The sequence below is a fragment of the Bradyrhizobium sp. AUGA SZCCT0176 genome (genome assembly GCF_018130145.1).
GTDB lineage: Bacteria > Pseudomonadota > Alphaproteobacteria > Rhizobiales > Xanthobacteraceae > Bradyrhizobium.
On sequence record NZ_JAFCMB010000008.1, the window covers coordinates 73201 to 87562 of the forward strand.

The 14362-nt window shown below is 60.2% G+C and carries 23 protein-coding genes and 2 tRNA genes; 11 read left to right on the plus strand and 14 right to left on the minus strand.

Translation table 11 applies throughout. From position 1 onward, the window contains the following. The first annotated feature begins 18 nt into the window (after positions 1-18). Together JQ600_RS20005 and JQ600_RS20010 are read left to right on the plus strand one after the other, a co-directional pair. Positions 19-747 carry an ABC transporter permease gene (locus JQ600_RS20005; protein WP_212389361.1) on the plus strand — a complete coding sequence of 243 codons (729 nt, stop codon included), beginning with the start codon at positions 19-21 and terminating at the stop codon, positions 745-747. Next, positions 744-1517 (plus strand): ABC transporter permease, encoded by a 774-nt coding sequence (locus JQ600_RS20010; RefSeq protein WP_212261650.1) that lies wholly within the window; start codon positions 744-746, stop codon positions 1515-1517. Before JQ600_RS20005 ends, JQ600_RS20010 begins: the two co-directional genes overlap by 4 nt. A 77-nt stretch (positions 1518-1594) precedes the next feature. On the opposite strand, the gene JQ600_RS20015 is transcribed toward JQ600_RS20010, so the two are convergent. From JQ600_RS20015 to JQ600_RS20035, 5 genes are all read right to left on the minus strand, one after another. After that, positions 1595-1671 (minus strand) — tRNA-Pro (locus JQ600_RS20015). 169 nt (positions 1672-1840) lie between these two features. Continuing rightward, positions 1841-2257 (minus strand): DUF192 domain-containing protein, encoded by a 417-nt coding sequence (locus tag JQ600_RS20020; RefSeq protein ID WP_249133138.1) that lies wholly within the window; start codon positions 2255-2257, stop codon positions 1841-1843. Between the two features lie 242 nt (positions 2258-2499). Next, entirely contained in the window at positions 2500-3165 is a 666-nt protein-coding gene (locus JQ600_RS20025) for a cold-shock protein (RefSeq protein WP_212036625.1), read from the minus strand. A 200-nt stretch (positions 3166-3365) separates the two neighbouring features. Then, complete coding sequence (locus JQ600_RS20030; RefSeq protein ID WP_212389329.1) at positions 3366-4127, minus strand: Sir2 family NAD-dependent protein deacetylase; 762 nt, start codon at positions 4125-4127, stop codon at positions 3366-3368. A 165-nt stretch (positions 4128-4292) separates the two neighbouring features. Next, positions 4293-4529, minus strand: a complete 237-nt coding sequence (locus tag JQ600_RS20035; protein ID WP_212261659.1) for a hypothetical protein — start codon at positions 4527-4529, stop codon at positions 4293-4295. 193 nt (positions 4530-4722) lie between these two features. Here JQ600_RS20035 and JQ600_RS20040 point away from each other — a divergent pair, with 193 nt between their 5' ends. Further along, the gene (locus JQ600_RS20040) at positions 4723-4890 is read left to right on the plus strand and encodes a hypothetical protein (RefSeq protein ID WP_212261662.1); all 168 of its coding nucleotides are present in this window, start codon (positions 4723-4725) and stop codon (positions 4888-4890) included. 428 nt (positions 4891-5318) lie between these two features. Here JQ600_RS20040 and JQ600_RS20045 read toward each other — a convergent pair whose 3' ends face one another. Beyond that, the gene (locus tag JQ600_RS20045) at positions 5319-5504 is read right to left on the minus strand and encodes a hypothetical protein (RefSeq protein WP_212209536.1); all 186 of its coding nucleotides are present in this window, start codon (positions 5502-5504) and stop codon (positions 5319-5321) included. Positions 5505-6112: 608 nt separating this feature from the next. Here JQ600_RS20045 and JQ600_RS20050 point away from each other — a divergent pair. Next, a complete protein-coding gene (locus JQ600_RS20050; protein ID WP_212389330.1) occupies positions 6113-6259 on the plus strand; it encodes a hypothetical protein in 147 nt (48 codons plus the stop codon). 51 nt (positions 6260-6310) lie between these two features. Here JQ600_RS20050 and JQ600_RS20055 read toward each other — a convergent pair whose 3' ends face one another. After that, positions 6311-6607: a putative quinol monooxygenase gene (locus JQ600_RS20055; RefSeq protein ID WP_212389331.1), complete on the minus strand. Its 297-nt coding sequence runs from the start codon at positions 6605-6607 to the stop codon at positions 6311-6313. Between the two features lie 137 nt (positions 6608-6744). Here JQ600_RS20055 and JQ600_RS20060 point away from each other — a divergent pair, with 137 nt between their 5' ends. Both JQ600_RS20060 and JQ600_RS20065 read left to right on the plus strand, forming a co-directional pair. After that, positions 6745-6942, plus strand: coding sequence for a hypothetical protein (locus JQ600_RS20060; RefSeq protein WP_212389332.1), 198 nt, complete (start codon positions 6745-6747; stop codon positions 6940-6942). A gap of 510 nt (positions 6943-7452) precedes the next feature. After that, positions 7453-7677, plus strand: a complete 225-nt coding sequence (locus JQ600_RS20065; protein ID WP_192735784.1) for a hypothetical protein — start codon at positions 7453-7455, stop codon at positions 7675-7677. A gap of 330 nt (positions 7678-8007) precedes the next feature. Here JQ600_RS20065 and JQ600_RS20070 read toward each other — a convergent pair whose 3' ends face one another. The 4 genes from JQ600_RS20070 to JQ600_RS20085 all read right to left on the minus strand — a co-directional run bounded on the left by JQ600_RS20070 (position 8008) and on the right by JQ600_RS20085 (position 9968). After that, positions 8008-8145 (minus strand): hypothetical protein, encoded by a 138-nt coding sequence (locus JQ600_RS20070; protein ID WP_212389333.1) that lies wholly within the window; start codon positions 8143-8145, stop codon positions 8008-8010. A gap of 218 nt (positions 8146-8363) precedes the next feature. After that, complete coding sequence (locus JQ600_RS20075) at positions 8364-8597, minus strand: antibiotic biosynthesis monooxygenase (RefSeq protein WP_212261674.1); 234 nt, start codon at positions 8595-8597, stop codon at positions 8364-8366. Between the two features lie 332 nt (positions 8598-8929). Continuing rightward, on the minus strand, positions 8930-9319 hold the full coding sequence (locus tag JQ600_RS20080) for a hypothetical protein (RefSeq protein ID WP_212389335.1): 390 nt from the start codon (positions 9317-9319) through the stop codon (positions 8930-8932). Between the two features lie 151 nt (positions 9320-9470). After that, positions 9471-9968, minus strand: a complete 498-nt coding sequence (locus JQ600_RS20085) for a hypothetical protein (protein WP_212389336.1) — start codon at positions 9966-9968, stop codon at positions 9471-9473. Here JQ600_RS20085 and JQ600_RS20090 point away from each other — a divergent pair. The 3 genes from JQ600_RS20090 (at position 9967) to JQ600_RS20100 (ending at position 11667) form a co-directional block, all read left to right on the plus strand. Further along, on the plus strand, positions 9967-10419 hold the full coding sequence (locus tag JQ600_RS20090) for a VOC family protein (RefSeq protein WP_212389337.1): 453 nt from the start codon (positions 9967-9969) through the stop codon (positions 10417-10419). The two genes, JQ600_RS20085 and JQ600_RS20090, sit on opposite strands and share 2 nt — an antisense overlap. 50 nt (positions 10420-10469) lie before the next feature. Beyond that, entirely contained in the window at positions 10470-10697 is a 228-nt protein-coding gene (locus tag JQ600_RS20095; protein ID WP_212261684.1) for a hypothetical protein, read from the plus strand. Positions 10698-11022: 325 nt separating this feature from the next. Then, positions 11023-11667: a glutathione S-transferase family protein gene (locus JQ600_RS20100; protein ID WP_409363305.1), complete on the plus strand. Its 645-nt coding sequence runs from the start codon at positions 11023-11025 to the stop codon at positions 11665-11667. Between the two features lie 3 nt (positions 11668-11670). Here the strand turns inward: JQ600_RS20100 and JQ600_RS20105 are convergent, their stop codons facing one another. Together JQ600_RS20105 and JQ600_RS20110 are read right to left on the minus strand one after the other, a co-directional pair. Beyond that, positions 11671-11925, minus strand: coding sequence for a porin (locus JQ600_RS20105; RefSeq protein WP_212389339.1), 255 nt, complete (start codon positions 11923-11925; stop codon positions 11671-11673). A gap of 31 nt (positions 11926-11956) precedes the next feature. Beyond that, a complete protein-coding gene (locus JQ600_RS20110) occupies positions 11957-12214 on the minus strand; it encodes a PilZ domain-containing protein (protein WP_192735778.1) in 258 nt (85 codons plus the stop codon). Positions 12215-12462: 248 nt separating this feature from the next. Here JQ600_RS20110 and JQ600_RS20115 point away from each other — a divergent pair. Both JQ600_RS20115 and JQ600_RS37415 read left to right on the plus strand, forming a co-directional pair. Beyond that, positions 12463-12537 (plus strand) — tRNA-Glu (locus tag JQ600_RS20115). A 175-nt stretch (positions 12538-12712) separates the two neighbouring features. After that, positions 12713-14002, plus strand: a complete 1290-nt coding sequence (locus JQ600_RS37415) for a tyrosine-type recombinase/integrase (protein ID WP_212490052.1) — start codon at positions 12713-12715, stop codon at positions 14000-14002. Here the strand turns inward: JQ600_RS37415 and JQ600_RS20125 are convergent. Next, positions 13957-14202, minus strand: a complete 246-nt coding sequence (locus tag JQ600_RS20125; protein WP_212490084.1) for a hypothetical protein — start codon at positions 14200-14202, stop codon at positions 13957-13959. The genes JQ600_RS37415 and JQ600_RS20125 overlap by 46 nt on opposite strands. Positions 14203-14362: the final 160 nt, after the last annotated feature.

Consider the following 14362-nt stretch of genomic DNA (forward strand, 5'->3'; position numbering starts at 1 on the left):
AAGGCGCTGTTGCTGCCGATGGCGGTGCTGCTCGCCTTCGAGGCCTGGGCGCGCGCGACGCATCTGCAAAGCGACAGCCTGGCGCCACCAAGCGAGATCGCGATGGCGCTCGCCGGCGCCTTTGCCGACTTCTCAATCCTCACAGCGACGCGCGACACGTTGTTCTCGACCTTTGCCGGCCTTGCGATCGGCACCGTCATCGGGCTGGCGCTCGGCATTGCCTTTGGGATTTCAGACACGCTCAACCGCCTGATGGAAGTTACGGTCGAGGCAATCCGACCGATCCCGTCGATCGCCTTGCTGCCGATCGCGCTGATTGCACTCGGGTTCGGCTATCGCATGGAAATCGTGATCGTGGCGTTCGCCTGCGTCTGGCCGATCCTGATCCTGAGCCGGGCGGCGGTACGCAGTATCGAACCGCGGCTGATGGAAGTATCGCGGGCGCTGCGGCTACCCGCCGCGCAGCGGGTCTGGAAGATCATTATCCCCGCAGCGCTGCCGCGGATCTTCGTGGCGTTCCGGCTGTCGGCCGGTATCGCGCTGATCGTAGCCGTCACGGTCGAAATCGCGATCAATCCACTGGGGCTGGGTGCCGGCATCATGCTGGCGCAGCAGGCGCTGCGCCCCGACCTGATGCTGGCCTATCTGGTCTGGATCGGCGTCATTGGCTACGCCCTGAACATCCTGCTGGTGGTGGCGCAGCACCGCCTGTTCGGCCGCGCCGCGTTGAGCGGAGACAGCGCATGAACCGTATCGCGACGATCTGGCTCTGGCGCGCCGCAAGCTTTGCAGTCGCCGCTTCCTTCATTGCGCTGTGGCAATTGATCGCCAATCTGAAGCTGGTCTCGCCGGTGTTCCTGCCGGGCCCGGACCGTGCCTGGGCCTCGCTGATGCGCGGATTTTCCAACGGCGATCTCTGGAGCAAGCTCGCCGGCACGCTCGAGCACATGGCCTATGGCTGGCTCGCCGCATCGATCGCCGGTATCGCGATCGGCGCGATCATCGGTTCGTCGCGGATAATGCGGACCTATGTGGCACCGTCGCTGGAGTTTTTGCGGCCGTTGCCGGTATCGGCCATCATCCCGGTCGCGATTGCGATGCTGGGGCTGACCCAGGCGATGGCGCTGTTCGTGATCGCCTTCGGTGCGATCTGGCCGATCATGCTGGCGACGATCCACGGCTTTGCGGCGGTCGAACCCCGCCTCTACGAGGTGGCGCGCTCGCTGCAGATGTCGCGGCTGGCGGTCATCCTCAAGATCGCGCTGCCGTCCGCCAGCCCCGACATTCTCGCCGGCATGCGCCTCAGCCTGACGGTGGCGCTGATCCTGTCGGTGGTCTGCGAAATCCTCGCCGGCCTCGACGGTCTCGGCCATTGGGTGCTGCTCTCGGCCAGAGCCTTCCGCTCGGCCGATCTGTTCGCCGGCGTCATCCTGCTCGGCGTGACCGGTTATGTAACGTCGGTGGCGATGTCGATGGCCGAACATCGCCTGCTGGCATGGCAGGCCTCGCAGCGGTAACGGAACAGCGTAAGAACCACGGGCCAGAATCGCGAGGAAAACGTCAGAATCACTTTGAGTAATTTCAAAGGGTTAGTTGGTCGGGGCAGCTGGATTCGAACCAACGACCTGCAGTACCCAAAACTGCCGCGCTACCAGGCTGCGCTATACCCCGATTGGTGCTGGGAATGGACGTCGATACACGCTTGGGACCTCGCCAGCAAGGCACTGGAGGCCCCAAGCTCAGGTTCAAATGGTGGCCCCATTCTACTTTGCATGGGGTTGTTTTCGAGATTTTTTGTCCGGACCCTGCGATGGCCGCCGCAGAGGCGCCGGGCAGCTTGTCAGCGGCCGTTGAACAGGGGGTGCGCCACCCGGTCGCCGGGCCTGATGCCGTATTTTTGCGCCGTGCCGGCGATCACCTCCAGCACGCCCTTGGCGAGCCCGCCCGACGAGATGATCTTGGTCGACATCGGCTCGGTATTTTCCGCGATCCTCAGGATGCGGCCATCGGCGCGGATGAAGATCATGTCGAGCGAGATGTAGGTGTTCTTCATCCACATCGAGATCTGCTGTTCGGGGGAGAAATCGAACAGCATGCCTTTGCCGTCGGGCAATTCCTTGCGGTGCATCAGCCCGGTGGTCTTCTCCTCTTCGGTGGTCGCCATCTCGACCGAAAACACCTGCACGCCGGACTTGGTGGCGATCTCGAGCGGATGGAAGCTCGCTGCCTGCGCGGTTGCGCCAAGGCTTGCCAACATGCCGAGCCCGACGATCAGCGACGTCACCAACCGTCCGCGCCGACCGGTCCGCGCAACCATCGAAACCAAATTCATAACAACACTCACGCCGGACATCAGGATGATCCAGGAGGATTTAGGGGGCCATTGCCGGGAAATCCTAACCCGATGATTGCGGCAAAGGCCAGAGGCCGGCGCACGCACAGGCACCGAGCGGCTCACGATTCCGTCAGGTGACAGGCCCGGACAGCGGATACGGGCGGTTAGTGCGACGACAGCGCCGACGGCCCGGTCTCGGGGTGGATCTCCGCGGCCATCATGCCCTTGGAGCCGGGCCCGAACCGCACCAGCACGTACTGGCCAGGCCGCAGCTCGGTCATGCCGAAGCGGCGCAGCGTCTCCATATGCACGAAGATGTCAGGCGTCCCCTCGCCGCAGGTCAGGAAGCCGAAACCGCGCAGCCGGTTGAACCATTTGACCTGCGCGCGCTCCAGACCTGAGGTCGGCGTAACGCTGACATGGGTCCGCGGCGGCAGCATCTGCGCCGGATGGATCGCAGTGGACTCATCCATCGAGACGATGCGGAAGGCCTGATAGCCCTTGGCGCGTTGCACGCACTCGACCACCAGCCGCGCACCTTCATACGCGGTCTGATAGCCATCGCGGCGCAGCACCGTGACGTGCAGCAGCACGTCGGGCCAGCCATTGTCGGGAACGATGAAGCCGTAGCCTTTCGAGGCGTCAAACCATTTGATGACGCCGGATATTTCGACAAGGTTGGCGGCCGCATCGCCAAGACCCGAAAGAGCATCCATCGCCGGATCGCGCTCGGCGCCGGCAGAGAATTCACCTGGTCCAAGCCTGTTCTGCCCCGTCCCGCCTGACGGCGGCCCCCCGAGCTTCTTGGACTCAAATCCGTCCGACCCCATGACCCCGGACCTCACACATTCATTTGCGGCCCGCTATCGCCGTAGCGGACCGGAACACGCGCCCATCCATGACCACTCATGATAACGCCGCGCGAATCTCTCGAATCAAAAGATAACACTCCCGCATGCGGCGCATAGCTAAAAAAACAATTCAGGCGGGAACTATGAACAGGCTTGCACAGCTTCGAATCAATTGCAGATCAATTGCCTACAAATGGTCCAAGCGTCTCTCCGATGTCGTGCCGGATCACGAGATCGGCGACATCGTCCTGTTCGGTCGGCTCGTTATTGATGATGACGAGCTTGGCGCCGCAGTTCTTGGCCATCAGCGGAAAACCTGCGGCCGGCCAAACCACTAGCGAGGATCCGATGGCGAGGAACAGGTCGCAATGCTGGGCCAGTTCCGTGGCGCGGCGCATCGCGTCGTCCGGCATCGCCTGTCCAAACGAAATGGTCGCGGTCTTGACCGGTTCGTCGCAAACCGTGCAATCGGGCGCGCCGCCGGTCTCGTCAAAGCGCGCTTTGACCCAGGGCAGATCGTAGGCCTGCCCACAGCCGATGCAGCGGGCGTAGGTCGTGTTGCCGTGCAGTTCGACCACGTCGTCGGCCTTGAAACCGGACGCCTGGTGCAGATTGTCGATGTTCTGGGTGATGATCGCGGGGATCTTGCCGTCCTTGTAGAGCGACGCCAGCGCCCGATGCCCACGGCCGGGTTTCGCCGCGGCAAAGGTCGGCTCCATCGCAAAGCGCCGCCGCCAAGCCTCGTCACGGGCGTCGGAACTGGCGACAAACTCGTCGAACGGAATCGGACGATTGCGAGTCCACAATCCACCAGGCGAGCGGAAATCGGGAATGCCGCATTCGGTCGAGATGCCGGCGCCGGTAAAGGGAACGATGGACGATGCCTCGGCGATCATGCTGCCGAGCTGTTCGACGCCGCTGCGAAGGTCTGGTGCGATCACGTCAACATCCGATTTTTCAAAGCGTTTGCAAGCGGAAGCCTGCCCCGCAACGGAAAACACGTCAAACAAAATTGGCCGCGTCGACGATAGCGCGGCCAATCGGATTGGCTGTTCGGTCGGCCCCCGCACAACCAAACGTCGCCGCGCGTCACCAAGTAGGCATCATCAGGCGGCTTTGGCGACGGGCTCCTTGGGTTCCCGCACCTCGTCGGTCTTCTTGACCTTGGCGACGGGCGCGCTCTCCGTTTTCTTCGCAGGCTTGCCGTATTGCGCGAGTTTTTCCAGTTCCGCCTCGAGCTCGGCGCGGCGCACAGCGACCTTCTCGAACAGCTTGTCGGTGGCGTGCTCGCGCAGTGCGGCGAGTTCTTCGATGCTCAGTGAATCCAGATCGATCTTTGCCATTGGAACCTCCGGTTTGCTTGTCGCTACCGGGAAGGTGCGCAAGCAACAAGCGGCGCACGGGCCTTATCCACCGCCATCGCTTTGCAAACAGACGACCACAATCCCGCAACGCGGCTTCCCAATTCACGCCCCAATCGCAACCGTCAATGGCAACCGGGACGACTCAAAAACACGACTCCAAAAAGGATGGGCAATGAACGAACAGGACGACAGGCTCGCGCGTGCGCGCGAGGAAATCGCAGCACGGGTCGCGAGCTTCAAGGCCACGCAGGAAAAATTCGAACGCGAGCGCGAGGAATATTACGCCACCACGCTCGGCAAAGCCTGGAGCGGATTTAACCGCCCATCGTTCTGGAGCTAGCGCCAAAGTCCGATCAGCAAAAAGCCCGGGGCGATGCTCCGGGCTTTTTTGTAAGTCCGCCACCGGGCGGAACCGGCAAGCCATTTTCGCCAAAAAGTTTTCGGAGCGCCGGGAACGAACCCTGCGGATGCGCATTCTCAGCTCAAGTGCAGCAACCTTGCCAGAGGTGAAAGCATGAAAGACCCCGTCAGCGTCTTCGGAGGCTGGCGGGGTTTTTCATTTCGCGGCTGGCAGGCCCTGCCCGCAAAATCCACGCCAAACCAGCACGAAGGAACCAATTGCGGCCCCGGGAATTTGTTCCCGAAAGAGGTGCAACGATGCCCCCATGGCTGGAAGTTCTGCTGAACGTGATCGCGTTTGCCGGCTTTATCGGCATCGCCAAATATCACAAACCGCGCGGCGAAAAATTACCGGACCGCTAGGGGATCCTAGTTCGCCTTGTGCGGCTCGCCCGCCGTCCGGACCAGCCTGTCAGCTTTGACCAGCACATGTCCGGTTTCCGGTTGCGACCGCAGTGAAAAACTGATGCCGACGAAGGCCAGGCAAAACAGCAGCCCGACCACCATCACGCGTCGGTGGGTCGGCTTGTCGGCGTTATGAAACGAAGGGACCATGGCAGCTTCCTCCAGCCATCCCTAGCGCAACCTCTGATAAGCACAACGCAATCCCCCTCTTAACCTAACTGAATAGGGTTATTGGAGCTCCGGAAAGGGATCGTTGACCTCGCCGGTTGGCGCGCGCACCCGCACCGATCGTGTACGCACGTACTTGTCCGCAGCAAATCCACAGCCAAATCACAGGCCGCAAAACGGGTTTTCAGGCGTTGCGCCCAATGCTTGCTGCGCACCCGTCCACACCCCGGCGGACAGAAGGCATCGAGCTTTCTCTTCGAGCAGAACACGCACCGGCACAGCTCGGACTAGCCCAACATGGTCAAATGGATCTGGCCAGGAGTTGGGGAGACACGTGAAGCGCTGCGCAAGCGAATCCGAAATATCGAAGCAAGACTCCTTTTGTTCTTCGAAGAACGAACAGGGGGCGCGTTTTCCGGACCGGCCGCCCCTTAAGATCGGGTTACTTCGCGAGCGCTCGCCGATGGCAAACCGCATCGTGGCTCTCCCGACAGGCCGGCCTGATCGGAGCGCTCCGGACACGATGCTGTTCGCATCGTCGCGATCGAACCTTTTTGGCGCGATTTGGACCTATCCGAAAAGGTGCTGACATGACCCAGGCAGATCACTACCGCGACCAGTCCAACCGAGCCAAGCGTTTGGCCCGCGCCGCCAAGGATCCCGAGGCCTCAAAGAAGTTCAACGAGATGGCCGAGGAATTCCGGCTCTATGCCGAACGGCTGGAGAAGATCCTCTAAGGCCCGCAGGCGACAAGAAGCGGTGCTTGCGCGTCACGGCTTGCAGCGCGGCTACCGCGGAATTGATTCCGCGCGATAGATCCTGGTCCCGGTGGTTTCGACGATACGGCCCTTGAGCGATCTGACGAACGCTTTCGAACCTTCAACGGCGAAGTGGGCGCGCAGGGCTGCCTCGTCCGCCCATTGCTCGAAGAAAAACAGGCTCATCGGATTTTGGCAGTCGACACGCACGTCATGCGAGATGCAGCCGGGTTCCGTCCGCGAGCGCTCGACATGATCAAGGCAGGCGGCCAGCACCTCATCAAAGCTGTCCTCGCGCGCCAGAATACTCCCTGTCACCAAGATCATCTCGGCATCCCCTGCACATCTCGCCGGTCCCTGCCCGGTACCGGTCCGCTCCGCCATTAACCCAATTCGCCGTTAACCCAATCTCTTTACAAAGTGTAAACGACCGCCTGACAGCTTTTGGTCAGGAGGATAATCTCATGCTTGTTTATCCCGTACCTGTTGAAGTGACGCAGGCCAGAGTCCAGCTCCTTGTCGACCAAACCGCCAAGGCGCCGCCCAATACGATCAACGAAGACCTGAAGGCCGTCTACGACGCCAAGGCGCTGGCGCAGCAAGCGCAGATCGAACAACACGCCCAGGCCGAGCCAACCACCTTGGTCGACGTCAAGGCCTAACCCATTGGGGAGTGAGCTTGGTCCCTCCGCGCTGCCGGCGACGTGCCGCCGGGGGACAGGGCTCGTTCGACCGACAATTTCATTTTCTGCGTTTAATGCGGAGCGACGGCCATTGTCGACCCGCGCTCTGTGCTGGGATACTGCGTCCGCCGTTCGCCAATCCGGCGCGGGCCTTTCAGTCCCGATGAGGTGCCCTGCCGTGCAGCCTATTTTGGCGGCTGAAGGCCCGCGCTCGTGGCCCATTTTTCCAGGTTTTCGATCACCCTGTCATGGCTCGCGCGCTTGGGAGGTTTTGATCCCTTCGGAAGTTTCGGAAGCTTGATTTCCTTTTCCATGACCGCACTCTCCTTGTCATGGAATCTACTTCCGAGCACATCTTATATCAACACTTAACTTATTGATTTTATTTGTATATTTTACTAAAATGACTTTCTCTCGGCATTTTGAGGAACCAAAGCGAACTGCTCCGAGTTAGGCACTTACTCATTTGTCTAAAGTTGAGGCAGGCACATGACCGACATGCGGGGCGAACGCTTACAAATCATGCTCTCTCCCGAAGAAATGACCGTTCTCGACGACTTCCGCTTCAAGCACCGGATGCCAACCCGCGCGGCGGCGGTACGCGAGCTGTTGCGGTTGGGATTGACGGTCGCACCGACGGATGGCGACGGCCAGAAGTCGAGCCATTACGGCGTGTTCAACCGCGGCTCTGACGGCCACCGGGAAGAAGCGTAACCGCGACCTGAGCTGCAAGGCTTGGTCGACGCATCCGCGTTACGTTGGGCATGGCGCAACGGCCCGCCGTCAATGCATCAGATGCGGCGCGATCACCGATACGGCCAGCAACGCACCCAGGCTCCTGGGCGACGGACACTTTCATCCGCGCCGTTTCGGTATCCGCGATCGGCAGAACGACGAAGAACATGATCGCGAGCACGATCAGGCAATTCGCTGGCTCCTCCGTTTACCCAGCAATGACGGAAGAAGCCGCGCGAATATCTGTGCGGGATCACGCTCTCGACGCCCGCGCTTTAACGCCGTGGCGACGCGCGCGAGCAAACCTCATCAGGCCGCGCGTTTCGGACGGTCCTGATGCGCAAAATATTCCAGGATCTGGATGCGGATTTCCTCGGCGATCGGGCCTTCGACCCGGCGCATGCGGTTCCAGAGCCTGATGATTTCGCGTTGTTTCTCGATGTCCATGAATCAACCTCCAGGGAATGATTGAATAGAACATAACAAGAACATTTTCGCAAGTGCTCCGTGGATCAGATGCGCGCGGAAATCGGTTTGGACCAATTGCGCGTTGCAGCGACTTATGGATGAGTAGTCCCCCAGACACTCATCCCCATCAGAAAGCCCTGCTTCCCCCGAGCGGGGCTTTCGCTTGTGTAGCTGTAACCCCGCGCGTGCACGTCTTGCTAATCGTGGATGCTGGCCACCGCATAAAGCTCGGGCTCGAATTTTTCCGCGAGCTTGCCTGCAGCCATCATATGCTCTTTGCATTCGGGATTGCGCTGCATGGCCTCGAAATACTCTTTCGATCGCCATTGGGCATAATTCGCGACGTGCTTGCCGCTAAGGCTGCGTTGAATGTTGGCAGAGACGAATCCCGGCTGACGCTTCATGACCTTATCAGTCGCCTCGTCCAGCAATTTGACGAGTTCGCAACATCGAGGAGAGGCTCTCGCGTCGAGTTTTCATCCGCGACCAACCTTCAAAGGGGGACCTCGGCTCCGCTTTTGTTCTCGGAGAACGAACAGAGTCCGCAATTTTGCGGACGAGCAATCGTAAATAATTGGAAAACAAAAGACCACGCGGGCGTTACGCCGCGTGGCCTTCAGCGAGACTGTCCCCCTAGGCCCTCCAGAGATTCCGTCTCGCGACGCATAATGTGCGGACGGGCTTGCCTGTCCAGCCCACGGACGAATTACCCACAGTTCAGACGCGCCGGCATTCGTCTCGTTTCGCGATCGACTTCCGGGAATCAGCGGCGCTTGGCCCGCCCGGCGCGCTCACCTTTCCCGCAACGGTGATAGCTGTGGTCGAGCACAAGAAGCTTGTCCGGCGAAATCAGCTTCAGGGTCAACGAACCCGGACCGCGGCCTTCTTCGCCTTCGTTCGAAACGAAGCCCGACGCGCTCAGCGAACCGTCAGGCCGACGCACGACACGCTTGATGTCATGGGCGGAGGCAAAAAACGTAACCGTGTTCGCTCCGATTTTCAGCAGCCCATCACTTTCGGCATTCGAGCAGTCGGCAGCCTCGAAGGCCCACAATCCCTGGACCGATTTCGGCAGTACGTTCGCGTGGGCCGTGTCCTGGAACAGAACCAGCAGTCCCGAGATCAGAACTCGCTTCAAGCCGTCAATTTCCACAGCTCATTCATCATTGAACCTTTGATGGCCTCGCGCGTCTAACTATCGAAGCGTCGAGATTTGTCCCCATCTCCGCTTCTCTCAGAGAGCCCCGCTTCCCCAGGCGGGGCTTTCGCTTGAGTCGCAGCAAAGCCGCCCGCTTCGGATCCACTCAACGTGCGCCTCCGCTTTGCTTTTCACACCGAAAATAGATCTCTCCCTTGGCCTGAAGCTTGTTGGGATCAATCAGCTTAAGCGTGATTGAACCGTTGGACCGACCATCGTCTGCAAAACCATACCCTGTTCCCTTTAGTGAGCCGTCCTTTAGCCGGGTAATGCGCTTGATTTGAAAGCCATGCTCGTAAAACAGCACTGTCCGCGGTTCGACCGTCATCCCGGATTCGCTGGACTGCTCTGTGCACGCAGCGGCGTCAGAGGCCCACTTCCCCAGCATGCTGTTGGGAAGTTGGTCGGCTGCATGAGCCGTGCCGGAGATCAGAAGAGCGCCAAGCAGGTATTTCATGCTGCCATCACTTTCCCAGCCACACCGCCATGTAAAGGACCCGGGGTAGCGCCCAAACAGCATCATGCCCCCTGCCCCGTGGCGAATTTTGCTGCTATTCAAGCCCCGAACCAAAAACCAAGCCTCGCAAAGGGAGCCAAGAAACATGCGTTTTCTCCACACCATGCTGCGCGTCCGCAATCTCGATGCCGCGATGAAATTCTATCACGATGCGCTCGGGCTGAAGGAAGTGCGCCGGATCGACAACGACAAGGGCCGCTTCACGCTGGTGTTCCTGTGCGCCGCCGAAGACGAAGGCCTGCTCAAGGCCTCGCCGGCCAGCCGCGGCGCGCCGCTTGTCGAACTCACCTACAATTGGGACGAAGAGAAATACGGCGAAGACCGCTATTTCGGTCACCTCGCCTATGAGGTCGACGACATTTACGCCACCTGCGACCGGCTGATGAAGATGGGCATCACCATCAATCGCCCACCGCGCGACGGCAACATGGCGTTCGTCCGCTCACCGGATCTGCATTCGATCGAGCTCTTGCAGAAGGGTGACCCGAAGCCGCCGGCCGAGCCGTGGACCTCGATGCCGAACACCGGCCACTGGTAGGCCTCTTTGTTTTGACGCGTTTTCTTGACGCGAACCGGCATCCACTTCGCTTGAAAACGCTACGGTACAACTTCTTCGTGCACGTCCGCCATCCCAGCTACCGGCTGGTGACGAAAGCGGACGTGCCGTTTCCCTCAGGCACCTCGGAAGACGAATGGAAGTTGACGCGTAGCCGCGAGGCCGGCGACGTCAACGCCGAGGTGCGCGACGCCGTCGATCGAGACGGCTATTCGCTGTTTCGAATCGGACTGTCGCTCTCCGATATTCCACAATCATAACGCGGCACCGCGTGCGCAGTTTCGGTCCGCGCAAAGGAACAAGACACTCGCCCACACGTTCTCTCCTCGATTGATATTTTGGAGGATACGAGGATGGGACGAGGAATTTTGTTGTGGCTGTTGGGCGTGCCGATACCGATAATCCTTCTGTTGTGGTTGTTCTTCGGCCGCTGACGGCAAGCGTGGGTGACAGGCTCCGTCGCGACGCGGCGGAGCCTGTTTTTTTGTTTAGTCCAGGCCAAGGCAGCCCGCGCTTTTTTGCCGATCTTCCGCTATGAACCGGTTGCAAGAAGATCACCGCAAGAAACCGCTGGGAGCAAAACACGTGGCTGACAACAAACAACAACTCACCATCTGGGGCCGGGCCAATTCGGTCAATGTTCAAAAAGTGCTGTGGTGCCTGCGCGAGCTCGAGCTCGCCTATGACCGCATCGATGCCGGCATGCAGTTCGGCAAGAATAATGAAGCGCCCTACCTTGCGATGAATCCCAATGGCCGCGTGCCGACGCTGATCGATGGCGATTTCGTGCTGTGGGAATCCAATTCGGTGATGCGCTATCTCTGCCTCGCCTACGGCCAGAACTCGCCGATCTATCCGCAAAGTCCGCAAGGACGCGCGGCCGTCGACCGCTGGCTGGACTGGACGCTGTCGACCCTGCAACCGGTCGACCGGCCGGTGTTCTGGGCGCTGGTGCGCACGGCGCCGGAAAAACGCGACATGGTCCAGGTCCAGAAGGACGCCGACGCCGAGGCCGTGCAATGGCGGATCGTCGACGCACAAGTGGCAACGCGCCGCTATATCGAAGGCGATCAGTTCACGATCGCCGATATCGCGCTCGGCGCTTTTGCGCGGCGCTGGTTCGGCGTCGAGGGCATCACAAAACCGAAACTTCCGAACCTCGAGCGGTGGTTCGCGCAGATCTCGGAGCGCCCCGGATTTGTGAAGTTTATCGCGCCACCGATGACCTGACGCTCAGCGCGATCCGGCCGATGTGCCGGCGCCGATACTGACGGCACCGCCAATCTTCGCGCAGGTCTCGGTGCCCTCGACCCTGACGAATCCCGCCCCATATGCCGCGCATGAGTTGCTTGATGTCGCTCCCTTCAGCGGAAGCAGCTTGCCCGACGGGGCGGTCTTGCCGGACTTCTGATGGCCGGATGGTTCGGCGGCCAACGCCGCCACGCCAGTCAGCACCAGAACCGGGATCGCAAGGAGGGATTTTCGCATCCCGCCTTTTATCGTCCCGCGCCATCAGGCGCTAGCGGACGAACTTGATGCCGACCGACTTGCCGCGGCGCCAGACCACTTCGCAGTTTCGCCCGGTCCGGGCGTCGCGCGAAAACGCCAGCTTCAATTTGGCGGGCAGCGTGTTGGGATCGTCGATCGTGACCTTGGCGCCCGTCGTGGACATGTCCTGCACCACGCATGGGCGCGCCGCGAAGCCGCCGTCCAGCGTGATCCACCCGGATTGATGCAGCGATTTGCGCGACTCGCGCTTTTTGGTGCCCAAGGCCATGTCAGAAGTTCCCCTGCCACCAGCCCTACTCCAGGCGGCTTTAAAATCCGTTGCAAAACATCGGTTGTTTTGGCCGGTCCCCCTTGCCGGTGCGGGCCGGAAGCGCCCGGAAAAAGGCAGTTTCAGGCCGCTTGCCCGCCCGGCAAAACGCCACTATACGTTCGCCGGTCGCTGGCCTGATCCAACCCGATTAACGGCGACCAACACGGTGCATCATGCTGTAAAGCACTGATTTTCCGGTTGTTTTTGCTCCCTTCGTCTATCGGTTAGGACGCCACCCTTTCACGGTGGAGAGAGCGGTTCGATTCCGCTAGGGAGCGCCACAACGCCCTCCTAAAAGTCCCACCATTTCAATACGATAGCTTAATTCATTGACCATCACGGCCAGTCTGTGGGACAAAAACGTCCTACAAAACGTCCTACACTGGCGGGTCAACCATGAACGAGTCGGGCCAATATCTGACCATCCGCAAAGGCGTCTGGCACTACCAGCGGCGCGTGCCCAGCAACTTCACCCATCTCGACAAGCGCGGCATCGTCAAGCTCTCGACCAAGATCAGAGTCGCCAAGGATCGCACCGGCAGCAAAGCCAGCCGTATCGCCGCCCGCCTCAACGAGACAACGGAAGCCTACTGGCGCGGACTGTCCGAACAGAACGCGGCCGACGCCGTGCGCACCTATGACGACGCGGTAAAACTCGCCCGCTCGCTTGGTGTGGACTACCAGACGCCGACCGAATCGGCTGCGAGGCCCTTCCACGAGGTCCGCGCGCGCGTTCAAACGGTCATGGCCAATGGGCACATCGACGATCCAGCAAAGCGCAGAGCCATCATGGGCGGGGTTGAGAAACCCCGGATTATGCTGTCGTCGCTGTTCTCGACATACGCAACGATCCAGAGCGTTGCCATCGCTGACAAGTCGGAGCGCCAGCGGCAAAAATGGACGACGCAGTATCAGCGCGCGGCGCAAATCTTCATCGATCAGATCGGCGACAAGCCGCTTGAAGATGTCAGTCGCGACGACGCCGTGACTTATGCGGAGTGGTGGGAACAGCGCGTTCTCATTGACGGCATCGAGATCAACACTATGAACAAGAACCTTGGTCACCTGAGTTCGATGTTTCGCGCGGTGATCAAGCGTAACAAGTTTCGGTTTGACAATCCGTTCGCTGGCCTTCGTCAGGAAGGCGGCAAGGATGGCAGTCGGCCGCCCTTCCCGACCGAGTTCATTCGCGATGTCATTCTCGCACCGGGCGCACTCGACAAGTTGAACGGCGATGCGCGCGATATCGTTCTCCTGATCATGGAAACCGGTGCGCGGCCGAGCGAACTTGTAAACCTGAAAACGGACCAGATCAGACTGGACGCCGTCATTCCTCATGTCCGTGTCGAGGCGCAGGAACGCGATGACGATGCACCCGGCCGCGAACTGAAAACCGTCCAGAGCAAACGTGACATCCCGCTTGTCGGCTTGGCATTGGAAGCGATGCGCCGACATCCTGACGGGTTCGCGCGCTACTTCGACCGTGCTGATAATTTCTCGGCTGCGGCCAACAAGCATTTCAGAAAATGGAAACTGCTACCGACTCCGAAACACACGGTCTATTCGCTTCGCCATTCGTTCAAGGATCGATTGAAGGATGTCGAGGCCCCGGAGGAAATGATTGACGAACTGATGGGCCACAAAATCGACAAGCCGAAGTATGGTGACGGTTACGGCCTGAGGCTCAAACTAAAGAACATTCAGGCGATTGCTTTCACATCGCCACCCGTCGCCAAGGCGGCGTGACCTTCCAAGATACGCCGTGCCCGCGACATCGCGTCATCGCGGGCGATCAACGCGGCGATCTCACGCTCATAGCGTTCGAGAATTGGCGCGTAGATCGGCCCATCCATCAGCATGCAATATGCGACGGCCGCCTGCTCTTGCAGGAGACTCTCTAACGTCACCTCGTCCTGATGACAGTCGCATTTTTTGCCGCTGCCCATGACCCGCACTCACGCAACACTTACGGGATAGATTTCCATCGGGGATTCAGGCCGCCGTCAAATCGGCCTTGGGCACCCTCTCAGTTTTCCCCAAGCACGGCGCGGTCTTCCCCGTCCATCATCATCCGGTGCTGGTGTCTAAAAGAGAACACCAAACAGC